General features: G+C 51.9%; 24 protein-coding genes and 1 other RNA gene. 8 read left to right on the forward strand and 17 right to left on the reverse strand.

Annotated elements, in window-relative coordinates:
• Window positions 1-6: 6 nt before the first annotated feature.
• From folP to rlmE, 3 genes are all read right to left on the reverse strand, one after another.
• Entirely contained in the window at window positions 7-897 is an 891-nt protein-coding gene (gene folP, locus EDC56_RS16630; protein ID WP_425452467.1) for a dihydropteroate synthase, read from the reverse strand.
• 24 nt (window positions 898-921) lie between these two features.
• Entirely contained in the window at window positions 922-2,886 is a 1,965-nt protein-coding gene (ftsH, locus tag EDC56_RS16635) for an ATP-dependent zinc metalloprotease FtsH (protein WP_123713841.1), read from the reverse strand.
• 141 nt (window positions 2,887-3,027) lie between these two features.
• Window positions 3,028-3,645, reverse strand: a complete 618-nt coding sequence (rlmE, locus tag EDC56_RS16640; protein ID WP_123713720.1) for a 23S rRNA (uridine(2552)-2'-O)-methyltransferase RlmE — start codon at window positions 3,643-3,645, stop codon at window positions 3,028-3,030.
• Between the two features lie 278 nt (window positions 3,646-3,923).
• Between rlmE and yhbY the strand changes: the two genes are divergently transcribed.
• On the forward strand, window positions 3,924-4,229 hold the full coding sequence (gene yhbY / locus EDC56_RS16645) for a ribosome assembly RNA-binding protein YhbY (RefSeq protein WP_123713721.1): 306 nt from the start codon (window positions 3,924-3,926) through the stop codon (window positions 4,227-4,229).
• Between the two features lie 90 nt (window positions 4,230-4,319).
• Here the strand turns inward: yhbY and greA are convergent, their stop codons facing one another.
• The 7 genes from greA to grpE all read right to left on the reverse strand — a co-directional run bounded on the left by greA (window position 4,320) and on the right by grpE (window position 14,530).
• Complete coding sequence (greA, locus tag EDC56_RS16650; RefSeq protein ID WP_211333737.1) at window positions 4,320-4,796, reverse strand: transcription elongation factor GreA; 477 nt, start codon at window positions 4,794-4,796, stop codon at window positions 4,320-4,322.
• Window positions 4,797-4,799: 3 nt separating this feature from the next.
• Entirely contained in the window at window positions 4,800-8,015 is a 3,216-nt protein-coding gene (gene carB / locus EDC56_RS16655; protein WP_123713723.1) for a carbamoyl-phosphate synthase large subunit, read from the reverse strand.
• An 82-nt stretch (window positions 8,016-8,097) separates the two neighbouring features.
• Window positions 8,098-9,225: a glutamine-hydrolyzing carbamoyl-phosphate synthase small subunit gene (gene carA / locus EDC56_RS16660; protein ID WP_123713724.1), complete on the reverse strand. Its 1,128-nt coding sequence runs from the start codon at window positions 9,223-9,225 to the stop codon at window positions 8,098-8,100.
• A gap of 313 nt (window positions 9,226-9,538) precedes the next feature.
• Window positions 9,539-10,345 (reverse strand): 4-hydroxy-tetrahydrodipicolinate reductase, encoded by an 807-nt coding sequence (gene dapB / locus EDC56_RS16665; protein ID WP_123713725.1) that lies wholly within the window; start codon window positions 10,343-10,345, stop codon window positions 9,539-9,541.
• A gap of 213 nt (window positions 10,346-10,558) precedes the next feature.
• Window positions 10,559-11,683 carry a molecular chaperone DnaJ gene (gene dnaJ / locus EDC56_RS16670; protein ID WP_123713726.1) on the reverse strand — a complete coding sequence of 375 codons (1,125 nt, stop codon included), beginning with the start codon at window positions 11,681-11,683 and terminating at the stop codon, window positions 10,559-10,561.
• Window positions 11,684-11,815: 132 nt separating this feature from the next.
• Complete coding sequence (gene dnaK, locus EDC56_RS16675) at window positions 11,816-13,750, reverse strand: molecular chaperone DnaK (RefSeq protein WP_123713727.1); 1,935 nt, start codon at window positions 13,748-13,750, stop codon at window positions 11,816-11,818.
• Between the two features lie 156 nt (window positions 13,751-13,906).
• Window positions 13,907-14,530, reverse strand: coding sequence for a nucleotide exchange factor GrpE (gene grpE / locus EDC56_RS16680; RefSeq protein ID WP_123713728.1), 624 nt, complete (start codon window positions 14,528-14,530; stop codon window positions 13,907-13,909).
• 268 nt (window positions 14,531-14,798) lie between these two features.
• On the opposite strand from grpE, the gene recN reads away from it, so the two are divergent.
• Window positions 14,799-16,460 (forward strand): DNA repair protein RecN, encoded by a 1,662-nt coding sequence (gene recN / locus EDC56_RS16685; protein ID WP_123713729.1) that lies wholly within the window; start codon window positions 14,799-14,801, stop codon window positions 16,458-16,460.
• A gap of 112 nt (window positions 16,461-16,572) precedes the next feature.
• On the opposite strand, the gene fur is transcribed toward recN, so the two are convergent.
• Complete coding sequence (fur, locus tag EDC56_RS16690) at window positions 16,573-16,992, reverse strand: ferric iron uptake transcriptional regulator (protein WP_123713730.1); 420 nt, start codon at window positions 16,990-16,992, stop codon at window positions 16,573-16,575.
• A 96-nt stretch (window positions 16,993-17,088) separates the two neighbouring features.
• Here fur and EDC56_RS16695 point away from each other — a divergent pair, with 96 nt between their 5' ends.
• Window positions 17,089-17,556, forward strand: coding sequence for an outer membrane protein assembly factor BamE (locus EDC56_RS16695; RefSeq protein ID WP_123713842.1), 468 nt, complete (start codon window positions 17,089-17,091; stop codon window positions 17,554-17,556).
• A gap of 35 nt (window positions 17,557-17,591) precedes the next feature.
• Here the strand turns inward: EDC56_RS16695 and EDC56_RS16700 are convergent, their stop codons facing one another.
• Both EDC56_RS16700 and EDC56_RS16705 read right to left on the reverse strand, forming a co-directional pair.
• Window positions 17,592-17,876 (reverse strand): RnfH family protein, encoded by a 285-nt coding sequence (locus EDC56_RS16700; RefSeq protein ID WP_123713731.1) that lies wholly within the window; start codon window positions 17,874-17,876, stop codon window positions 17,592-17,594.
• 4 nt (window positions 17,877-17,880) lie between these two features.
• The gene (locus tag EDC56_RS16705; RefSeq protein WP_123713732.1) at window positions 17,881-18,315 is read right to left on the reverse strand and encodes a type II toxin-antitoxin system RatA family toxin; all 435 of its coding nucleotides are present in this window, start codon (window positions 18,313-18,315) and stop codon (window positions 17,881-17,883) included.
• Window positions 18,316-18,513: 198 nt separating this feature from the next.
• Between EDC56_RS16705 and smpB the strand changes: the two genes are divergently transcribed.
• The 5 genes from smpB to EDC56_RS16730 all read left to right on the forward strand — a co-directional run bounded on the left by smpB (window position 18,514) and on the right by EDC56_RS16730 (window position 21,775).
• On the forward strand, window positions 18,514-18,993 hold the full coding sequence (gene smpB / locus EDC56_RS16710) for an SsrA-binding protein SmpB (RefSeq protein ID WP_123713843.1): 480 nt from the start codon (window positions 18,514-18,516) through the stop codon (window positions 18,991-18,993).
• A gap of 185 nt (window positions 18,994-19,178) precedes the next feature.
• Window positions 19,179-19,533, forward strand: a transfer-messenger RNA (tmRNA) gene (gene ssrA / locus EDC56_RS16715).
• 404 nt (window positions 19,534-19,937) lie between these two features.
• Entirely contained in the window at window positions 19,938-20,396 is a 459-nt protein-coding gene (locus EDC56_RS16720) for a hypothetical protein (RefSeq protein WP_123713733.1), read from the forward strand.
• A gap of 102 nt (window positions 20,397-20,498) precedes the next feature.
• A complete protein-coding gene (locus tag EDC56_RS16725; RefSeq protein ID WP_123713734.1) occupies window positions 20,499-21,512 on the forward strand; it encodes a DUF2806 domain-containing protein in 1,014 nt (337 codons plus the stop codon).
• A gap of 14 nt (window positions 21,513-21,526) precedes the next feature.
• Window positions 21,527-21,775, forward strand: a complete 249-nt coding sequence (locus EDC56_RS16730; RefSeq protein ID WP_123713735.1) for a hypothetical protein — start codon at window positions 21,527-21,529, stop codon at window positions 21,773-21,775.
• 25 nt (window positions 21,776-21,800) lie between these two features.
• Here the strand turns inward: EDC56_RS16730 and EDC56_RS16735 are convergent, their stop codons facing one another.
• The 4 genes from EDC56_RS16735 to EDC56_RS16750 all read right to left on the reverse strand — a co-directional run bounded on the left by EDC56_RS16735 (window position 21,801) and on the right by EDC56_RS16750 (window position 24,124).
• Window positions 21,801-22,199 carry a hypothetical protein gene (locus EDC56_RS16735; RefSeq protein WP_123713736.1) on the reverse strand — a complete coding sequence of 133 codons (399 nt, stop codon included), beginning with the start codon at window positions 22,197-22,199 and terminating at the stop codon, window positions 21,801-21,803.
• Window positions 22,200-22,384: 185 nt separating this feature from the next.
• Complete coding sequence (locus EDC56_RS16740) at window positions 22,385-23,359, reverse strand: transposase (RefSeq protein WP_123713844.1); 975 nt, start codon at window positions 23,357-23,359, stop codon at window positions 22,385-22,387.
• A 121-nt stretch (window positions 23,360-23,480) separates the two neighbouring features.
• Window positions 23,481-23,690, reverse strand: coding sequence for an RHS repeat domain-containing protein (locus tag EDC56_RS16745; RefSeq protein ID WP_123713737.1), 210 nt, complete (start codon window positions 23,688-23,690; stop codon window positions 23,481-23,483).
• Window positions 23,691-23,866: 176 nt separating this feature from the next.
• Window positions 23,867-24,124, reverse strand: a complete 258-nt coding sequence (locus EDC56_RS16750) for a hypothetical protein (RefSeq protein WP_148059441.1) — start codon at window positions 24,122-24,124, stop codon at window positions 23,867-23,869.
• Window positions 24,125-24,133 lie beyond the last annotated feature (9 nt).

Raw genomic sequence — 24,133 nt, forward strand, 5'->3', positions numbered from 1 at the left:
AACCCTTCACTCCTTGAGTCTCGAAGCCACCGCTCCAAGCACCCGTAAAACATCTTTTGTTTCGCCGGTATCGTGGACGCGAACAATCGCCGCCCCCTGCATTGCAGCCAACATAGCAAACGCTAAGCTGCCCGCCAAACGCTCATCGACAGGCTTACCTGTAACACCACCGACCATCGACTTGCGTGATACTCCGATTAATAGCGGGTAGCGCCAGCCAGCCATCGTCTCGAGACTGGAGAACAGCTGTAGATTATGCTCCAGCGTCTTACCAAAGCCAAAACCTGGATCAAGTAACAGGCGATCTTGCGCTATACCAGCAGCAACACAGGCCTCTGCTCTCGCCAACAAGTGCTGACCGACCTCATCAACAACATCTTGATAGCGCGGATTATCTTGCATCGCGACCGGCTGCCCCTGCATATGCATCAAGCAAACAGGCAAGCCCGTGCTCGCAGCCGCCTTCATAGCACCCTCACGACTCAGCGCACGCACATCATTAATCATTCCTGCACCGACCTTCGCCGCCGCCGTCATCACCTCGGGCGTACTAGTATCGACCGAAACGATGACATCAAAGCGCTGCTTAATCGCCTCAACTACAGGGGCAACTCGCTGCAACTCCTCTTCAGCGCTGACCACTGCGGCTCCTGGCCGCGTCGATTCACCACCGACATCGATGATATCCGCGCCAGCCTCGAGCATACGCTCAACCTGCCGCAACGCTACTACCACCGAGCCCGCATAACGGCCACCGTCGGAAAAGGAGTCTGGCGTCACATTTAACACAGACATTACACGCGTGTCCGCCAATGACAGCGTCTTATCACCGCACAGCAGGTTTTCGCCGCAATAAAAAGCGGGCAATGAATGCCCGCTTGATAGGAAGTTTCTCACTTACAGCCTCTTGTTAAACAAGCTTTAGTGCTCGCCAGCAGGCCCGCCAACAGACGACTCATTACTACCATCATCGCCTCCTGGCTTACCATTAGCGGCTTGCTGCTCGGCATCATCCTTCTCACCTTCAGTAGTCTCGGCACCACCGGCACCACTGGACGGCTTATTAGAGTCGATGTCGTCCCAGCCCTTTGGCTTGCCGACTTCTCGACCCGCCATGATGTCATCAATCTGGTCTGCGTCGATGGTTTCATAGGTCATCAGCGCCTGCGACATGACATCGAGTTCCTTGCGGTGCTCCTGCAGAATCTGGGTAGACCTGGCATAACACTCATCGATAATTTTACGAACCTCGAGATCGATCTGCTGGCGAGTTGCCGCCGAAGCGGTACTGTTGACACCTCCCTGGTAGCCTTGATCATCGCTTTCATACATCAGCGGACCTAGCTCATCGGACAAGCCCCAACGCGTTACCATATTCCGCGCCATACTGGTCGCCCGCTCGATATCATTCGAGGCCCCCGTAGTCACGCCGTCTTTGCCATTGATCATTTCCTCAGCAATACGACCACCATAAAGGCTACACAGCTGACTCAAGATATACTGTTTGCTATAGCTATAGCGATCTTCCGTCGGCAGGTACATGGTGACACCAAGAGCACGTCCGCGCGGAATAATACTCACCTTATAAACAGGATCGTGCTCGGGAACGATACGCCCTACAATAGCGTGACCAGCCTCGTGATAAGCTGTATTGAGCTTCTCTTCCTCGCTCATCACCATGCTCTTGCGCTCAGCGCCCATCATGATTTTGTCTTTCGCCAGCTCAAACTGCTCCATACCAACTAGGCGAAGATCCGCTCGCGCTGCAAACAATGACGCTTCGTTTACGAGATTGGCTAGGTCGGCACCTGAGAAGCCTGGTGTGCCGCGGGCAATATAACTCGCTTCGACATCGTCGTTCAGCGGCACTTTCTTCATGTGTACTTTTAAAATATGTTCTCGCCCCCGGATATCGGGCAGCCCCACATCCACTTGGCGGTCAAAACGGCCAGGGCGTAACAAAGCAGTATCGAGAACATCGGGGCGGTTGGTTGCAGCAATGACGATCACACCGTCATTCTCCTCGAAACCATCCATCTCAACCAACAACTGGTTCAAGGTCTGTTCACGCTCATCATGACCGCCGCCCATGCCGGCACCACGGTGACGACCTACGGCATCGATTTCATCGATGAAGATAATACAGGGAGACTGCTTCTTCGCCTGTTCAAACATATCGCGAACACGCGAGGCGCCAACACCGACAAACATCTCTACGAAGTCAGAGCCTGAAATCGAAAAGTAAGGCACCTTGGCCTCGCCGGCGATCGCTTTCGCCAACAAGGTCTTACCGGTCCCTGGAGGACCGGACAATAAGACACCACGAGGAATACGACCACCCAGACGCTGAAACTTGCTCGGATCTCGTAAGAACTCGACCAACTCCTGCAACTCTTCTTTCGCCTCATCGACACCGGCGACATCGGCAAAAGTAGTGCGAATTTGATCATCGCTCAACAACTTAGCCTTGCTCTTACCAAACGACATGGGACCACCCTTGCCGCCGCCACCGCCCTGCATCTGGCGCATGAAAAACATAAACACGGCGACGATCAGCAGGATTGGGAAGCTCGCAACCAATAACTGAGTCCAAATGCTCTGTTGCTCTGGCGCCTTACCCGTCACCTGGACCTTGTTTTTCAACAGGTCGTTCATGATGTCAGGGTCGCTGATATTAGGACGCACTGTCTCGAAAGATGAGCCATCAGTACGCTCACCTTTGAAGACCAGGCCATCGACGGTCACTTTACTGACCTCACCTTGCTGGACAGACTGCACAAAACTGGAATAGTCCAGCTTCTTGGTGTTCGGCGGTGTCGTGAAGTTGTTAAAAACAGTCAGCAACACTGCCGCAATAACCAGCCACAACAACAGATTCTTAACCATATCGTTCAACGAATAATCCTCTCCAAATACCGCCGGCTTTTCGCAGACGTGTCCCACTGAAATAATTCACGTTACTAGACACACATACTATGTCAAATTTCAGGACTAAAATAGCTATTAAGCTGCTTCTTAGCCAATAAATTAATGAGCCTTAAAGCCCTTGCCGACAATGTAGACTTCTTTAGAACGTGCCCTTGATGATTTCGGCTTACGAATCAACACAGTTTTAAAGGTTTTGCGGCATTCTGCGAGGTATTGATCAAACCCCTCGCCCTGGAAAACCTTCACCGCGTAGTTGCCACCAGGCTTTAATACGCTCTTGGCCATATCCAGCGCCAATTCGACTAAATACATCGATTTTGGCTGATCGACTGCAGCCATACCACTCATATTGGGTGCCATATCGGAAATTACAAGGTCTACCGGACTATTATTAATCACCGCCAATATCTTTTCGAACACTGCATCTTCGGTGAAATCCCCCTCGACAAAGTCAACGCCGGCCAGCGAGTCCATAGGCAGTATATCGGAGGCAATCACACGACCGTGATCACCAACCACCTCAACGGCCACCTGAGACCAACCACCCGGCGCACTACCAAGATCGACAACCGTGCCACCTAAGTGCACCAAACGGTCCTTTTCTTGCAGTTCGAGCAGCTTGAAACAAGCGCGAGAGCGATAACCTAGACGTTTCGCCTCTTTAACATACTCATCGTCGAAGTGTTCTTTCTGCCAGGCCTTCGATGTCTTACTCATTCTCTCTCTCCACAGCAACTCCAAAACTGCTCGGATCATGCCGGCAGCCCGCTATCATAATTGATGGCAACTACTTATGGCTACTGACGCCATTAGTAGTACAATGCGCCCCCTGCCAACGGCAAGCGCTAACAACTTTCAACATCCTCGTTGCTCTTGTAGCCTATGCTTGATCATAGCTTGGCAGCCAAACAATCCATCCGCTGAAGCAACAAATGCTCAAATGATTGCATTGCGCTGCCACAGCAACATAGATACCAGACCGTCGAGACAAACATATGAGCCTCAGCAACAGCGAGAAAAAACAACTACGCGCCATCGGCCACAAACTCAACCCCATCGTCACCGTTGCCGGCAAGGGCCTCAGCGAAAACGTCATTAAAGAGCTTAATCGAGCACTCGATGATCACGAGCTGATCAAGGTCAAGCTCGCAGTAGGGGACCGCGAGGCTAAGCAACAAGTCACCGACGAACTCATCAAGCTCTGTCGCTGTACCCTAGTGCAAGCTATCGGCCACACCATACTACTGCACCGTACTGCCAAGAAGCCCAAGGAAAGACTTACCAATCTCGTACAAAAGTAAGTCGGCAAATAGTAACAACAAAAAGGCCGGTGCATGCACCGGCCTTTTTGTCTGCGTCAATTGGCTTCGCCAATCAACAGCAGCGCAAGACTAGATATATTCTACTTTGTCGATCTCGTACTCTACGACGCCGGCAGGTGTCTTCACCATCGTCGCATCTCCCTCTTCTTTGCCGACCAAGCCGCGAGCGATTGGCGAAGTGACTGAGATTTTCCCCTGCTTCACATCCGCCTCGTCTTCACCGACAATCTTGTAGACACTCTCCTCATCGGTCTCACAGTTAACCATGGTTACTGTCGCACCGAAGATCACTTTGCCATTATTAGTGAAGTCGGCGATATTAATAACACGACTACTACCCAGCCGCCCCTCAATATCAGCGATGCGCGCCTCAATGAAACCCTGCTGCTCGCGTGCCGCATGGTATTCCGCATTTTCCTTCAGATCACCGTGCTCCCGTGCTTCTGCAATCGCAGCAATCACCACGGGGCGCGCCTCACTCTTCAGCTGACGCAACTCTTCACGCAGGCTCTTCTCGCCCTCAACCGTCATTGGATATACTTGCATTGTCTATTCTCCGTGCAGATCCTGTAGGCGACGTACTTCCTTCTCTTCGCCAAATTTGATCGCCTCACAGACGGCATAGCCGCCAGCAAGCGTTGTAGTAGATACGACCTTATCTGCCAGAGCTTGGCGTCGAATAGAGGCTGAATCGGCAATAGCCTGCTTGCCCTCTGTCGTATTAATAATTAGATCAATCTCGCCATTCTTCAACATATCGATGGTGTGCGGACGACCCTCGGTCACCTTGTTAATGCGCTCAGCAGCGATACCAGCCTTTTCAATAACGCGGTGCGTACCACCCGTGGCCACGATCTCAAACCCGAGGTTAACCAATTCACGTGCAACATTGACGATACCTTCTTTATCCGCGTCACGGACACTCAGAAAAGCCTTGCCCGATGTTGGCAGGCGCTCACCTGAGCCAACCTGTGCCTTGGAGTACGCCTCGGCGAAGGTGACACCGACGCCCATAACCTCACCGGTAGACTTCATTTCAGGGCCGAGGATCGGGTCGACACCCTGGAATTTATTGAAGGGGAACACCGCCTCCTTCACGTTAAACATGGTCGGCACAACCTCTTCAGTAAAGCCCTGCTGCTCCAGGCTGATGCCGGCCATACAACGTGAAGCTACCTTGGCTAGCGAGGTACCAATACACTTAGAAACGAACGGCACAGTACGCGAGGCACGTGGGTTAACCTCGATCACATAAATCTCACCATCTTGCCAGGCCAACTGCACATTCATTAGACCGCAAACACCCAGCTCGACCGCCATGCGCTTAACGATATCGCGCATCTCATCCTGAACATCTGCCGGCAGCGAATAAGGCGGCAACGAACAGGCCGAGTCACCCGAGTGAATCCCCGCCTGCTCAATATGCTGCATGATAGAGCCAATAACCACCAACTCACCGTCTGAAACCGCATCAATATCGACTTCGATCGCCGCATTGAGGAAGTGATCGAGTAGGATTGGCGAATCATCGGAAACCTGTACCGCTTCACGCATATAACGGCGCAGCTCGTCTTCGTTGTAGACAATCTCCATCGCACGGCCACCCAAAACATAGGAGGGGCGAACCACCAACGGATAGCCAATCTGCTCGGCGGCACCAACCGCCTCCTCAACAGAGCGCACCGTGGTGTTTGGTGGCTGCTTAATTTGTAGACGCTCTAGCATTTGCTGGAAGCGCTCACGATCCTCTGCGCGGTCAATCGCATCGGTACTGGTACCAATAATCGGCACACCAGCGGCCTCGAGCTCCATCGCCAGCTTCAGCGGAGTCTGTCCACCAAACTGTACGATCACACCTTTTGGCTGTTCGAGATCGACGATCTCCAACACATCTTCCAGCGTTACCGGCTCAAAATACAGACGATCTGAGGTATCGTAATCCGTTGACACTGTTTCAGGGTTACAGTTAACCATGATGGTCTCATAACCATCTTCACGCATCGCCAGCGCCGCATGCACGCAGCAGTAATCAAACTCGATACCCTGACCGATTCGGTTTGGGCCGCCACCGAGCACAATGATCTTGTCACGATCAGAGGTCTGCGCCTCACACTCTTCCTCGTAGCTCGAGTACATATAGGCCGTCGCAGTAGAAAACTCCGCCGCACAAGTATCCACACGCTTATAAACCGGACGGACACCGAGGCGCTGACGACGCTTACGCAACTCCTTCTCACTCACCGCCAACAACTGTGATAAACGTTGATCGGAGAAGCCCTTACGCTTCAGACGGAACAGCTCGTCGGCATCCAGCTCAGACATCGCACGCTTGGCCAGCAACTCTTCCTCACGCACCAAGTCTTCGATTTGCGCCAAGAACCAGCGATCGATCATACAGGCATCGAAGACCTCATCGATCGTCATACCGATACGGAAGGCATCAGCCACGTACCACATACGCTCAGAGCGCGGCGCCTTCAACTCGGAAATAACGCGGGCACGACGCTCGCCTTCAGGCACCTCTTGCAGCTTAGTTTCGAAGCCACAGCTACCGACCTCTAAACCGCGGATAGCCTTCTGCACCGACTCCTGGAAGTTGCGACCAATGGCCATCACTTCACCGACTGACTTCATCTGCGTATGCAGGTGTGAGTCAGCCTCGGGAAACTTCTCAAAGGTAAAGCGCGGCAACTTGGTCACCACGTAATCAATCGACGGCTCAAAAGAGGCTGGCGTGGCGCCGCCGGTAATATCGTTCTGCAGTTCGTCTAGGGTATAACCGACAGCCAACTTGGCAGCAATCTTCGCAATCGGGAAGCCGGTCGCCTTCGAAGCCAGCGCCGATGAGCGACTAACCCGAGGATTCATCTCGATAATAACCATGCGCCCAGTATCAGGACAGATACCGAACTGAACGTTAGAGCCACCCGTCTCCACGCCAATTTCACGTAGCACCGCCAGCGAGGCGTTACGCATCAACTGGTACTCTTTATCGGTCAGCGTCTGTGCTGGCGCCACCGTGATCGAGTCGCCAGTGTGCACGCCCATCGGATCAAAGTTTTCAATAGAGCAAATAATGATGCAGTTGTCGTTGGTGTCCCGCACCACCTCCATCTCATACTCTTTCCAGCCGATCAACGACTCGTCAATCAATAGCTCGCTGGTTGGTGACAGATCTAGGCCTCGACGGCAAATCTCAATAAATTCTTCGCGGTTGTAGGCGATACCACCACCGGTGCCACCCATGGTAAAGGACGGACGAATGATCATCGGGAAGCCTAGCTCTTCAAGCACTTCCATCGCCTCATCAAGGCTGCGCGCAATGCCAGAACGCGGCGTCTCAAGGCCGATTTTCTTCATCGCGACATCAAATAAGCTGCGGTCTTCCGCCTTGTCGATAGCTTCTTTGGTCGCGCCGATCAACTCGACATTATACTTCTTCAACACGCCTTCGCGATCGAGATCCAGCGCACAGTTTAGTGCGGTCTGCCCACCCATGGTCGGCAAAATAACGTCAGGACGCTCCTTCGCGATGATTTTCTCAACCGACTGCCAAACGACAGGCTCGATATAGGTTGCATCAGCCATGCTCGGGTCGGTCATAATAGTGGCAGGATTTGAGTTCACCAGGATGACTCGATAACCCTCTTCACGCAGCGCTTTACAGGCTTGCGCACCCGAATAGTCAAATTCACAAGCCTGACCGATGATAATTGGGCCAGCACCGAGGATGAGAATACTTTGTATGTCCGTTCTTTTTGGCATCGAGGATATCCGCGCTAAATAAGATTTAATTGTTTACAGCGGCGAGGACCAGCCTCGCCGTTACCGGCTCAGAGCGGTTGCTCTAGTTGCGTGCTGCCATCAGCTCGATGAAATGATCGAACAGTGGCGCCGCATCGGTAGGCCCTGGGCTCGCTTCAGGGTGTCCCTGGAAGCTAAAGGCCGGTTTATCAGTACGATGAATTCCCTGCAGCGACCCATCGAACAGTGACTTGTGCGTCACCTTAAGGTTGCTCGGCAGACTTGCCTCATCGGCGGCGAAGCCGTGGTTCTGACTGGTAATCATCACCCGCCCCGTGTCAACATCTTGCACCGGGTGGTTGGCACCGTGGTGACCAAACTTCATCTTCATCGTCTTGGCGCCACTAGCCAGCGCCAGTAGCTGGTGACCAAGACAGATGCCAAACAGCGGAATATCCGTCTGCAGTATCTGCTGTATCGCCTCAATAGCGTAGTCACATGGCTCTGGATCGCCCGGGCCATTGGAGAGGAAAATGCCGTCCGGCTTCATCGCCAATATTTCTGACGCAGGGGTCTGTGCGGGTACGACCGTCAAGCGACAGCCGCGCTCGACCAACATCCGCAAAATATTACGCTTGGCACCATAATCATAGGCGACAACGTGGTAAGGCTTGTTTTCTGGACGGCTGTGACCAGCACCTAGCGTCCACACCCCTTCGCTCCACTCATACTGCTCGGCAGTCGTCACCTCTTTGGCGAGATCCATCCCCTTCAATCCAGGGAAGGATTGCGCGATTTCCAGCGCCTTCGCTTCGTCGATGTCTTCGCCGGCGATGATACAACCACTCTGCGCACCCTTCTCGCGCAGAATGCGCGTGAGGCGTCGCGTATCAATATCGGCGATACCGATAATGTTACGCTCCTTAAGGTATTCTGAGAGAGTTTGCTCACTGCGAAAGTTACTGACCAGCAACGGTAGGTCGCGAATCACTAGGCCAGATGCCCAGATATTGCTCGACTCTTCATCTTCGCTATTAACACCCGTGTTACCAACATGGGGGTAGGTCAGCGTGACAATTTGTCGGGCGTAAGAGGGATCGGTCAAGATCTCCTGATACCCGGTCATCGAGGTATTAAATACCACCTCACCACTGGTGCTTCCCTCAGCACCGATTGCAATTCCGCGGAATATACTGCCGTCTTCAAGGGCTAGAATGGCACGTGTAGTCAAGTAAACCTCCTACTCTGGGTCTCGAAAGATTTTGAGAGACGCAAGTAACGCAGACGCAATTAATCGAACGGCTATCTGCAAAAAAGCGAGACGCAGCTTTCGCTCCATCTCGCTTTTTCATAATGTGATAACCGCCATAACGAACACAATTCACTTTTGTCATTAGCTGGCTGGGCTGCCCACAACGGCTGATTATTTAGCGGATCGAGAGTGAGCTTCGACCTGTCGTGAGCATGCTTTTGCTAACAGCGAATTATACGCAATCAGCCTCGCGGCGTCCACCGCAAAGCAAATATTTTATAGCTATATCGATTTAGCGCAAATCGAGCACATCCTGCATATCATAAAGACCAGGCCTCTGAGCGCTCAACCACGTCGCCGCGCGCACCGCACCACCGGCAAAAGACATACGAGAACTCGCCTTGTGGGTAATCTCAACACGCTCACCTTCCGCCGCATAGAGCACAGTATGATCACCAACCACGTCGCCGGCACGCACGGTAGCAAAGCCAATAGTCTCACGCTCACGCGCACCGGTATGCCCCTCACGCCCGTAAACCGCCACCTTTTGCAGGTCTCGCCCCAACGCTTCTGCCACCACTTCACCGAGGCGCAACGCAGTACCAGACGGCGCATCGACCTTGTGGCGGTGGTGTGCCTCGGTGATTTCGATATCAACACTATCACCCAGCACCTTGGCAGCAATCTCGCTGAGCTTGAAACACAAGTTCACACCAACGCTGAAGTTGGCCGCCATACAGACCGCCGATGTCGCAGCACAATCGGTAACCGCCACCTTTTCTTCATCACTAAAGCCCGTCGTTCCAATCACCATCTGCTTACCATGACGCTGGCACACTTGCGCATTGCTCGATGTCGCCGCCGGTGCGGTAAAGTCGATTAGCACATCGAAATCATCGACCACAGCACTAATATCATCAACAACCGTCACACCGTTTTTACCGACACCGGCCAGTTCGCCAGCATCGACACCGACCAGCGAGCTGCCCTTGCGCTCGATGGCGGCAGTAAGCTGCGCCGACTCGGCAGCAGAGACCGCCTCAATCAATGTCTTTCCCATGCGGCCCGCGCAACCAGTTACAGCAATACGTGTTGTCATTATTCATCCTCTGTCTCGCCGACGAAGCGGCGGCAATGCATCTATATAAGCTACTTCATTTTAATCGCGCTATTGTACACCAAGCGAAGCTGCACATACCGCAAGCGACGTTTTTTTGCTCAGTAAAAAGCAAAAAGCCCGCAACCAATGCTGGTAGCGGGCTTTCTATCGGCGTCAATCGCTAGCTCATTAGTAACGATTCACCACCAACAGCTACTTCATGTCTTCGAAGAAGCTTTTGACCCCATCAAACCAGGAGCTCTTGCGTGGCGAATGCTTCGCGTCGGTGCCGTCCATGGTGTCTTGAAACTCACTCAGCAACTCCTTCTGTCGCTTCGTCAGGCTCACCGGCGTCTCCACCACCACCTTACACATCAAGTCACCCGCACCACCACCACGCACTGGCGCCACACCCTTACCGCGAATACGGAAGGTCTTACCGGTCTGCGCCTCAGCAGGGATCTTCAACTTGACTCGACCATCCAGGGTCGGCACCTCAAGCTCGCCACCCAGCGCCGCATCGACAAAGCTGATAGGCACCTCACAGTAAAGATGCTTGCCGTCGCGCTCGAAAATCGGATGCTGCCGCACCGACATCTGCACATACAGATCACCGGCGGACCCACCATCGGGGCTCGCCTCACCTTCGCCAGCCAGGCGAATACGGTCACCAGTGTCGACACCGGCCGGTACCTTCACCGATAGCGTCTTGGTCTCTTCGACACGCCCTTGACCATGACAGCTCGTACACGGATCAGAGATCATCTTACCCTTACCATGACAGGTCGGGCAGGTCTGCTGTACCGCAAAGAAGCCTTGCTGCATGCGCACCTGACCAACACCGCCACAGGTCGTACACTGTACAGGTGACGAACCCTTTTTGGCGCCGCTGCCGCCACAGGGCTTACAGCTGACCAAGGTCGGTATCTTAATTTTCGCCGTCGTTCCCTTCACCGCCTGCTCGAGATCGATCTGCAGCGTGTAGCGAAGATCACTGCCCGGCTGCGGCCCCCGTGAGTGACCGCGACCGCCGCCGAACGCCTCGCCGAAGATATCGCCAAAGATGTCGCTAAAGTTACCGGCACCACCACCGCCACCGAAGCCACCCTGCTGATCGACACCGGCATGACCATACTGATCATAGGCGGCACGCTTCTGCTCGTCGGACAGTACTTCGTAGGCCTCATTGGCCTCCTTGAACTTCTCCTCGGAAGCGGCATCATCGGGGTTACGATCCGGGTGATGCTTCATCGCCACTCGGCGATAAGCCTTTTTTAGGTCCTTGGCGGACACGCCGCGCTCAACACCTAAAATTTCATAATAATCACGTTTTGACATGGGTTAACATCGCCTATTTTTAATAGCAAAAAACGCGGTAGGCCCGCGTTTCTAAAGACCCTACTGTCGAGCCTTGAATAAAGTGCTGATGCGACAGAGAGAAACCCCCTCCGTCAACATCAGAGAAGCGCCTTACTTGCTGTTGTCTTCTTTGACTTCTTCGAATTCAGCGTCAACAACATTTTCATCAGGCTTGGCCTGCTCAGCACCGGCATCAGCGCCTTCGCCAGCAGCACCCGCTTGCGCCTGCTGCTCTTGCGCCATGCGCTGGGCCAGACCGCTAGCCGCTTCGGTCAATGCCTCAGTCGCCTTCTGCATCGCCTCTACATCGTCACCTTTAACAGCCTCTTCAGCCGTCGCAACAGCGGCACTGATAGACGTCTTCTCGTCTTCTGTCGCCTTGTCACCCGCCTCTTCCAGCGTCTTCTTCGTCGCGTGGATCAAGCCGTCACAGCTGTTGCGTGCAGCAACCAGCTCCTCGAACTTCTTATCTTCCTCAGCGTTAGCCTCGGCTTCCTGCACCATGCGCTCGATGTCTTCATCGCTAAGACCACCAGAGGCCTTGATTACGATAGACTGCTCTTTACCGGTCGCCTTGTCCTTTGCAGAAACATTGAGGATACCGTTGGCATCGAGATCGAAGGTCACTTCAATCTGCGGCATGCCACGCTGTGCTGGTGGAATGTCAGCCAAGTCGAAACGACCCAGTGACTTGTTCTGTGAGGCTTGCTTACGCTCACCCTGGACGACGTGGATGGTTACCGCCGACTGGTTATCTTCTGCCGTAGAGAAGATCTGTGACTTCTTGGTCGGAATAGTCGTGTTCTTCTCGATCAAACTTGTCGCTACACCACCCATGGTCTCGATACCGAGAGTCAGCGGGGTAACATCGAGCAGCAATACGTCGGTAACGTCACCGGCCAATACCGCACCCTGAATCGCCGCGCCCATGGCAACAGCCTCATCGGGGTTAACGTCACGACGTGCTTCTTTACCGAAGAACTCAGCAACCTTCTCCTGCACCAACGGCATACGAGTCTGACCACCCACGAGGATGATATCGTCGATCTCTGAAGTGCTCAGGTCGGCATCAGCCAACGCCTGCTTCAGCGGTGCAATGGTGCGAACCACAAGCTCTTCTACCAACGACTCAAGCTTGGCACGAGTCATCTTCACCACAAGGTGCTTAGGACCGGTAGCATCAGCGGTGATATAAGGCAGGTTAACCTCAGTCTGTGCCGCAGAAGAAAGCTCAATTTTCGCCTTCTCGGCAGCCTCTTTCAGACGCTGCATCGCCAGTGCATCACCGTGTAGGTCGATGCCGCTATCCTTCTTAAACTCTGCAGACAAGAACTCGATCAAACGCATGTCGAAATCTTCACCACCGAGGAAGGTGTCGCCGTTGGTAGAAAGCACCTCAAACTGCTTCTCACCGTCGACATCGGCCATTTCAATGATAGAGATATCGAAGGTACCACCACCGAGGTCATAAACCGCAACAGTGTGATCGCCTTTCGCTTTGTCCATGCCGTAGGCAAGAGCCGCAGCCGTTGGCTCGTTGATAATACGCTTAACGTCTAGACCGGCGATACGACCTGCATCTTTAGTCGCCTGACGCTGTGAGTCGTTGAAGTAAGCAGGAACGGTAACAACCGCTTCTGTAACAGACTCACCAAGAAACTCTTCTGCCGTCTTCTTCATCTTCTTAAGAACTTCGGCTGAAATCTGTGGCGGGGCCATTTTCTCGCCCTTCACCTCTACCCATGCGTCGCCGTTATCGGCGGCAGCGATAGTGTAGGGAACCATCTTGATATCTTTCTGTACGACATCATCAGCGAATTTACGACCGATGAGACGCTTGATCGCGAACAATGTGTTCTGCGGGTTGGTCACAGCCTGGCGCTTAGCTGGCTGACCGACCAATACCTCACCGTCTTCGGCGTAGGCAATAATAGATGGGGTAGTACGATCACCCTCAGCGTTCTCGATGATACGGGCACTATCGCCATCCAATACCGAAACGCATGAGTTGGTAGTACCCAAGTCGATGCCAATAATCTTACCCATTTTAACTCTCCTAAATCTTTAATCTTACTTTCTGCCGAGGGACGTTTTGCATCTCCTGACAGCGACGGGGATGACCCCTGATATCTTTGCTTGTTGTAGATATTGGCGCTGGACAATGGAATTCAAGGGGCCAGCGCAAAAAAATCACACAAAACGTTAAGCGCCCTTATCGGCCGCCTTGCTGACCATGACCATTGCCGGACGCAATAAACGACCATTCAGGTTGTAACCCTTCTGTACCACATGCAGCACGGTATTAGGCTCGCAGTCTGGGTTCTCGATCATGCTCATCGCCTGATGCGCCTGCGGATCGAACGGTTCACCAGCGGGGTTAACACCTTCAATCTTGAAGCGCTTGAACACGTCTTCCAGATTCTTACGGGTCAATTCAACCCCTTCCATCGCCGCCGCCACGTGTTCCTCAGCCGACGCCTCAAGCGCACGCTCAAGGTTATCCATGACCGGCAACAACTCACCGGCAAACTTCTCCAGCGCAAACTTACGCGCCTTATCGACCTCGCCTTCAGAGCGACGACGAATATTTTGCGCCTCAGCCTGCACTCGCAGCGAGCTATCTTTCAGCTCGGCAATCTCTTGCTGCGCCTGTTCTAACTGAGCCGCCAGATCGACCTGCTGCTCAACCTCGCCCTCAACCACTTCTTCAACAATTTCTTCGACAATCTCTTCGACCACTGCCTCAGTCGCTGTATTTTCGGCCTGTTGCTCAGCTGCAACATCAACCACTTCTTCCGCCTGCTTGTCTTGCTTCTGTTCTGACACAACAACACTCCACTATCTAATCTTTTGAATACGAAGACCTTATTACTAGGCTCCAGCGCAATACTATTCCCTCGTCGTGCCGCTGATGCAGGCCTCGACCGTCGGGAGCTGTAGGATGCTAGTTGTAATGGGGTCGAGGCCAATAAAAATCAAGCGACGAAACCGAGCCGTTGAAAAAAAATTACCGAGAACTCGCATCACCTCGATTATTGCTGTATAAACAAACAGTCACTGTACGAAAACCCAGTATCCCTATAGGTAACTCGGCATGCTCACACAACTCTGCATCGACAACTTCGCCCTCGCCCAGAGCCTGGAACTAGACTTCAGCGGCGGTATGACAGCCATCACCGGCGAGACCGGTGCGGGAAAATCGTTGACTCTCGAGGCGCTGGCCACCATCACCGGCGGTCGTGCTGACGTCAACATGATCCGCAACGGCAGCGAACAAGCAGAGCTTCACGCTCGCTTCGACCTCAGCGACTCGCCACAAGCCCGGCAATGGCTACAGCAACAGGCCATCGGCGGCGACGACGAGTGCCTGTTACGCCGCATCATCAGTCGCAGTGGGCGCACCAAGGCCTACATCAACGGCAAGCCGGTCTCCGTCAAACAGCTTAAAGAGCTCGGCGAGCAGCTGCTCGATATTCACAGCCAGAACCAGCACTACTCGCTACTCAAACGCGACACCCAACGCGAGTTACTCGACAACTTTGCCGCGCAACAACCCCTGCTGTTACAGCTGCAGGGCGCTTATCAGCAACTGCAGGAAGCACAGCAGCAACTGCAACTACGCCACGACAACGCCGGTGAGCAAAGCGCCCGCGAACAACTCTTGCGCTACCAGAGCGCCGAACTCAATCAACTCGCCCTCGAGGAGGATGAGCTCGAGGCCCTCGAATCGGAACAGAGCCAGCTGGCCAACGCCGAAGAGACCCTGACCGCCTGTTACCATAGCCAACAGCTCTGCGACAGCGGTGACAACAGCCTGCTGAATCAGCTGCATCAAGCGAGCAGCTCACTACTTGCCGTCACCGGCGAGGACGAACAGCTAGGCGAGGCCATCGAACTACTGAGCAACGCCCAGATCTTGGTCAGCGAGGCCAGCAGTGCCATCGCCAGTCATATCGAGCGCCAACCCCTCGACCCCGCCCGACTGCAATGGGTTGAAGAGCGACTCAGTCTGATCTATCAGACTGCCCGCAAGCACCGCATCCAACCCCAGCAACTGCCCGCACTCGCCCTCGAACTCAACGCCGAGCTCGAGCTACTCGACAGCGACGACAACCAGCTCGAGCAACTGGAACAACAGATAGCCACCCTGCAAAAAAGCTACGACAAACTGGCGACGAAGATCAGCCGCCAGCGTCGCAGCGCCGGTAAGAAGCTACAACAACTCGCCAACCAACAGCTCGCGGCGCTGAGCATGGAACACTGTAAGATCAACTTCGCCTTCACCCCCTGCGACCGCGGCCCCGCCGGCAAAGAGATCGTCGAATTACTCGTCAGCACCAACCCAGGGCAGGAGCCACAACTCATCTCCAAGGTCGCCTCGGGAGGCGAGCTATCACGCATCAGCCTTGCCATTAGCGTTGTCTCCAGCCACCAGCAGGCAGCCGGTACGCGTATCTTTGACGAGGTCGATGTTGGTATCGGTGGCGGTGTCGCCGAGATTGTCGGACGCCTGCTACGTGAACTCGGCCAACACAGCCAGGTACTCTGCATCACCCACCTACCGCAGGTCGCAAGCCAAGCCCATCAACACCTTCAAGCCAGCAAGAGCACCGACGGCGACGGCGCCAAGACCGCGATCCACAATCTCGCCGACACCCAGCGTGTCGACGAGATCGCCCGTATGCTCGGCGGCATCGTCATCACACCGCAGTCGCGCGCTCATGCACAAGAGATGCTGCGCTTAGAGCAGGCGTAAAAAAGGAGGGCTTAGCCCTCCTTTTTTCTACGCTCTATAGCTCTATGCTCTATGCTCTATGCGCAAACTCGTACAGTGCTCAGTTTATGCATGCACTACTCAAAACTTACCGCTACTTCTTTTCCTTGCGACGCACATACAACACCATGCTGTGATCGACGATCTCGAAGCCGTGCTGTTCTGCCAACTCATGTTGACGTTGCTCAATCACCTCATCAAAGAACTCGACCACCTCACCGGTTTCGGTACAGACCATGTGATCGTGATGATCTTCGCGCGTCAGTTCGAACACCGAATGACCACCCTCAAAGTTGTGGCGAGTCACCAAGTTGGCCTGTTCAAACTGCGTCAGCACCCGATAAACCGTTGCCAAACCCACGTCGTCACCGACCTCCATCAAGGCTTTATAGACATCTTCCGCGCTAAGATGCTTGCCCTCGGTTGCCGCCGTCTCCATAATCTGTAAGATCTTGACCCGTGGCAACGTGACTTTCAATCCAACTTTCTTTAATTCTTGACTCTCTATTGCCATTGTCGACCTATAATATTTTGCCTAGCTTAACCATCGCGATGCTGCGACAGTTAGGGTATGATTCTTCCTTTTCAAGATACTTTAAGTGATACCTTGATGCAAAGACTTACAACAACATTAGTGTTACTCGTGGCCCTCGCCGGCTGTACCGAATTCCCCGGCATCTATAAGTTAGATATCGCCCAGGGCAATGTCATCACTCAAGAGATGGTCGATCAACTCGAACCCGGCATGACGCGTCGCCAGGTGAAGTTCATTCTCGGCTCGCCGCTATTACAGGACACCTTCAACGATGACCGCTGGGATTACTATTATAGCTTACGCTCGCAGAGCCGCCCGAAGCCAGAGCAGCGCATGAGCCTGTACTTCCAAGGCGACAAGCTGACTCACTTCACCGGCTCGCTGATTCCTGGTGGCGGTGCAGCCGTCCACGACGACTCGGCGATCAATGCTGACGCAGCCTTTGATGACGATGATGACGACAGCGCCATCGAAGGTGAAGAAGTAGCACCGCTGAAAGACGCCAGCAACACTATCCCCGGCGATAAGTCGCAAGACCTATAGTCCGTTGGGGCTAGCGCTACGCTAGCCCGCAGCCGCTAAGATGACGCCTCTTTGGCCTTGGCGGCACGCTTCTTTCGCACCTCTTTCGGGTCGGCCAACAGTGGCCGGTAGACCTCAACACGATCCCCTTCCTGCAACACCTGATTGGCTTTCACCGACTTACCGAAGATACCCAACTTCGCCGTTTCGACATCGAGCGCCGGAAAGACCTTGTCGACACCGGCCTGCTGAACGGCCTCTTTCGCCGTCGTGCCCTCGTCAACATCGAGACTAAAGATGCGTTGCTGGTGCGGTAATGCGTATGCGACTTCTATTTTCATCGATTTATTTTCCGTATAACTGATGGGCGCGCTGACTCAGCGAATCGACCAAGGTAGCCCCCAAGCTGCCAAATAATTTTGCCGCCGCACCACCGAGCAAGCGGCTCGATAGATTGAAGCGAATGTCGAGACTGACCTTACAAGCCTCCTCACCCAGTGCGGTAAAGGTCCAGAGCCCCTCGAAATCCTGCAGCGGCCCCTCGACCAGCGTCATCACGATCGAGGCGTCTTGATGTAGGGTGTTTTCGGTAACGATGCTGTACTTCAGCGGCCCCTTGGCCAAGTCCAGGCGCGCCTTCATGTGCTCGGCACTGGCCTCAAACACCTCGGTGCCGACACACCCTTCCATATACTCCGGGTATGCGGCCACATCGTTGACCATAGAAAAGAGCCGCGCCGCCGAATACGGCAACAACGCGCTGCGATTGATCTCTACCATAACTATTTACTACCACTCGCCTCGGCGACTATCACAAAGCGCCATTCTACCGAATCTGCTGACATTATTCAGCCGCCGGCGCAGCGAGCCACCAGAAAGCCCACCTATTGCGATGAAAATCAGCCCCAGCACAACAAATTCAACCATCTGGCTTCATCATGGATGCAAAGCCCGACAACTCCCTTTATAATCGCCGCCATGGCAAAAAAGAAACCAAAGCAATCCAGCAATACCATCGCCCTCAACAAGAGAGCGAAACACGATTACCACATCGAAACTAAATTCGAAGCGGGTATCGCCTTGACTGGCTGGGAAGTCAAAAGTTTACGAGCGGGCAAGTGCCAGCTGGTCGACAGTTACGTGTTCCTGAAAAATGGCGAAGCCTTTCTCCTCGGCACGCATATCGAACCGCTGAAGACGGCTAGTACACATGTGATCGCCGACCCGATGCGCTATCGCAAGCTACTGTTAAACAAGAAAGAGCTAGCGAAGATTCATCAGGCCGTGAGTCAGAAAGGTTATTCCTGCGTCGCCACCGCGATGTACTGGAAGAAACACCTGATCAAACTCGAGGTCTGTCTCGCTAAGGGTAAGAAAGATCACGACAAACGTGCCGCGCTAAAAGATCAACAGGGCAAGCTCGAAGTGAGCCGCGCGATGCGCGAGCGCAATCGTTAACCCCCCTTCAAGCACCAGCACAGAGAAAAAAGACACACCGTCGCTACCGCGGCGGTTGTTGTTTCTTGGCCACTGATTTACAATGGCCGCTTACTCTAAGGGTAAAGCACGCCTGCCGACGGAAGTCACAGTAGCAGCTAGAGGATAAGCTCTCTATCTCGCTAACAATGATCCCAACCAGGCGCGGGGACGATTAGGATTCGACGCCGGTGCCAAAACCTTGGGCGCATGCCGTGATGTCAGCGAATCACGTAAAATCAAAGCTGAATACTATTAGTTGCCAACGACGACAACTACGCTCTAGCGGCTTAAGCCCGTTAGCAGTCACCAACGGATGTTTGTAAACGGAAAGTGACTGTCATATAGAACAAACTAGCCAGCAACGTATGCTTATGACCGCGCGGCGAAACACTTAATAAGCTCGCTAATATCGTCCTGCCCATCGGGCTGATTGCAGTTAAATTAATTGATGGAACTAAGCATGTAGAACCTCTGGCAGAGGGCTGACGGACGCGGGTTCAAATCCCGCCGTCTCCACCAAACAAAACCTTATAAAGCACTGCTTTGTAAGGTTTTTTTTCGTCTCGATGAAAAGCTATATTAAAAGTGGTAACGGAATGGTAACCAAGTGGTAACGGCCGTCAACACTATCTAATTATTTGTTAATAAGTTGATCCGGAAAGCTGCAAATATTTACTCTCCTTTGCAACTCTTGCAGCTCACGAATGGCGCTCACCTCCGCTACCATAAGCCTCACAGCCTAACCATCGATTCAAACCATTGCAAAATCGTTCAAAAAACGTGCGAAAAGGCGGCAGTGGAGGAGTGTTTTTATTCTCACGGCCCTATGATGTAGGATACACGGGGGCTGTAGCTCGATGAGGCGATAAACCCGCTTAGAATGCGAGCCAGGGATTGATAACAATAAATTAAGGGAGTTTATTATGTGGTTTTTTTTCGGTTGTATTTTTGCATTGGCCGCAGTGGGTGGCATTGCCGCATGGATTAAGCCAGACCCCGCGAAGAACCTAGGCCGTAAGCAGATCGCTAAGACTGTATTTGTCATGATATTTTTATCGGGGGGGTGCTTTGCCATCAGCGTCGAACATTCGGAAAAGACGGCCCAAACACAAGCTGAGCACAGTGTTTCTCGTATGGACTCTGTCGCAATCGGTAAAGTCAGGGCGACCCAAATTGGTAAGCGAGGAGTGAAGTTTAATACTGCGCCACTACTGGGCGGCACAGCGGTTTTAGAAATTAACACTAATGCTTGTTACTGGGTAAGCGAAGTTGGTACTGTTCTAGCCTGCAATGGCGTCGCGATGAGTTGGTCTCCATCGATCGGTAAATCTCCCCACAACGTAAACATGCCTGATGTGAAGACTGCGATTGCGAATAGATAATATTCGGCCTTTATTCCGACGTCCTTCAAAAACCTTACAATGGCGCAATATCTCTGTTTTAACTAGACAAGCTCCTATCAAATAATAATTCGGTATAGATAAATGACAGATCTTGATGATTTTACCAGTCCCGTAGATGCAGTCAGAAAACTTTGGGAATTAGTGGATAATTCACATCTTGGCCTTGGCTACTTAAAATCGAAATCAATTAGAAACGTGGAAAAAGCCAAGTCTGAGGCTGAATGCGACAGTAGATTAAGAAAAGTACAAACTGATATCGATGTTGATGACGTTAAAAATGGCATCAAGGAATATAGAGATGGTCAGCTCTCTAGGCCAAACTATCAGGAGAAAATCCCCTCTAGAATCGAGCCAACGATGGATCTAGAGGCATTAAACATGTATGAACTCACCCAGTCCAGTAGAGCAAAACAAGATATCAAAGAAGGGCATAACTTAAAGGATACTTTAAAGGTCACAGAAGGCATTCTACGCTCGAGAACAGACGAGCCGTCTGAAAAAAATGTGGATGAAGATTTTTTCACTCGATGGGTAGATTGCGCTAAAAAAGTCAGCTCTAAAGAGATGAAATCTCTTTGGGCAAGCGCCCTTGCCGGCGAGATTGTGGAGCCAGGAAGTTATTCACTTAGAACCCTAGAAACGTTAAAAAACCTTTCTAAAGAAGAAGCAGAACTAATCGCAAAGGCGGCTCAATATTTTATAGGCGGGACTTTTTATAGGGATTCAGTACATGACCTAAGTCTGGATGAATTATTAACCCTATGTGAGCTCGGGGTGCTAAGTGATCCAGCAAACATACATCTACGAAGCACAATAGTATTAGGAGACGCTCCCTATGGCTATCACACTAATCTACAAGCTTATGATAAAGGACTTTATATCACCCATCGCTCTATGGATACACTTAGCATGACCTCGATCGCTGTCACAACTATTGGGAGAGAACTCTCTACACTCGCGCCTTTTGAAATTAATATTCAATACTTAAAAGTCTTAGGGATGAAGATTTCACAGCTAGGCTTCGATGTCTACATGGGGGATTGTAAGTTATTAGAAGATGGCAGTACTCAGATAAAAAACGGAGAAAAACTATAAAGCAGGAGGTAATCATGTTTGACTCAGAAAAAATAAAAAATCTATATTATGAACTTGCATATGAAACTGTATACGCAAGGCTTGAGAAAGAATCTGAGCTTGAGAAAGAACTGATTAAAGCTGGCCTAACAGATGATGATGCAGACAAACTAGTCAAGGAGATTGGTTTATTTGTTGTTACTCATCACCAGGATAAATCGATCAAAAACTTTTCTGCTATAGCCAGAGAATACCCAGATGTTTTTTCTTTTTTATTGGATTAAATAGAGCTAAAACACAGGCGTAGCCTTATCTCCTAACCCCATCAACCCGGCTCTTCACTTCACCCGCTGCAGCACCACTCGCATTCCAGGAACCCGCACTACTACTCACCGCTACTTTCGGGTGAGTATGGCTGGCGCAGGTGCTGGCGATCTTCTTCACCTCTGCGGCTAGCCTGGACAACTCTTCTAACACGTCAACCTCACCATTACCGATCGACCAGGTCGGCGAGACCAGTATCGCCGTCGTGTTGCTTTGCAGGTTAATTTTACCGACGGCACCGAGTTGCAGCTGTTCGCCACTGGCGATCAATACACCACTCCCTGCCTCAATGGTTTTAGCACCAACGACTTTTTCAGCGCTTCCCTCGCTGGCCGTTAATGTGTGTTGGCCAAACGAAACATAACCGAAACATAAGACACCCACAGTTATTTACACTCAAATCTATCGCAAGAAAAACATCGCAAACACCTGGGTGATTTACTAGAAAATACAGAATAACGATAAATAATGCGCTAAAAGTGCATCGCAGAAGCACTCAGCGTAAGAATCATTTTTTAAAGGCAAGCGCTAACTCGACACAACGTCAGGATCTATACAACTACGCTGTTTTAACCAAACAACTGCTGGCAAAGACTAGCGCTGTGCCGTCGTTTACGTGCAAGGTGACCACAATAACTATCCAGTTCTTGCACCGTACCAACAGGGCCGGTAAATAATTTACCGAAGTCACGCGTCATCGTTATCCAATGATCATGAGGAATATTAAGGCGACTCAAAATATCAGCCGCTCGCCCATCTATCGCACCCCGTTTATCTTCACGGAGCACTCTGCCACTTTGATCAATCAGCAGTAAATAATCACGAAGATGGAAATGTAAACCATCGGGTTGGTGTTCGTGTTCATCACCAACAAACGCTAACAACTCTGCTGGTTGGCGCTGATCATGAACAGCTGCAATGCGGCGTTGAATGCTGGTATAGCTCGATTCTTCTGGGGTTGCCGCCATCTTAGCACGCACTGGGTTAAGGTCGACATAAGCCATACAGGTTAGTAACGCAGCCTCATCTAGCAACGCCTGCGACTTAAATCGCCCCTCCCAAAAACGACCGCTACAGCGGTCTTCTTTATTGGCCATTCTGGCAATCGGCTCACTGAGCGAACGCATAAACCAACTGATATCACTGAGCCGCGAGCGGTATTCTGCAATCGTTTCATTCAGCGTATCTAACTCATAAGACGGTATCAATAAGCCCTTGGCAAAACGCTGAGTAAGCAAAGTGCCGTTAAAGATACGATGCCAGCGTTCAACAACCTCTAACGAAGTCCAGCTTTCCGCTAAAGCTTCATCAACACGCAACACCACGTGCAGATGGTTACTCATCACCGCATAGGCACAAAGGTCGATCGCGTAAACCTCTGCCATCAGCAATAAACGGGACTCCACCCACTCACGACGATGCTCATAATCCTTACCATCATAAGGATCAACACCACAGAGAAAGGCACGGCGCACACAGCGAGAAACACAGTGATAATACGGCGTATCACTGATACTGACTAAATTCTTACGGGCTGTCGGCATTTTTAGAGCCTCCTCTAAGGCTTGTAGATTAAAGCTTAGAAGAGGATGCTGGGTTGGCAAATAACTGTGGGTGTCTAAGTTATTTGAGGTAGTGGTAAATAACTGTGGGTGTCTAAGTTATTTACTCAACACCTGCATCATCACGATAACTCAGCTCACGCAGCTGATTCTCGGCATCGTAGTCGGCGGTAAAACGATAGCCGTCCGCAGTATAGCCCTCGGTGAGGTTGCCATCAGCATCATAAAGATAAGGCGCCACCTGCAAACTGGAACTCAGTTGCTGGTTCAAGATATTAAAGTGGCTAATCTCTTCACGCAGCGGCGGCGACATGGTCGCTAGATCAGAATCAATTTGACGAATATTATCTCGCTCGTCATAGGCAATAACGAAGCTATTGAGGCTAGCAGCGACCGCCTCGGTGCCATGCTGAATGCCCCCAATACGATAAATAACTGTGGGTGTCTAAGTTATTTCTCCCCATCATTTTAATTTACTTTTTCACGATTTTATTCCAAGCTTTTCTCTATCAGCTTTGCATACTGATCTTCAGAGTCGAAAATCATATAATCTGTTACGGAGTCCCAAGCTACTCCGCAAGGTCGATCAACTGCCCAATCATTATTTGTTGCTCCTTTTGGAACATCGCCCACAACAAATAACCTTTCATTTTGGCATTGAAAGCTTATATTTTTTATTGCAAGAGTATCATTCGCCGAACTAAACGATACAACTTTCCCAGCAAACCCCAGATCATCAATATTCATATATTTTCC

This window comes from Sinobacterium caligoides (genome assembly GCF_003752585.1).
GTDB lineage: Bacteria > Pseudomonadota > Gammaproteobacteria > Pseudomonadales > Sinobacteriaceae > Sinobacterium > Sinobacterium caligoides.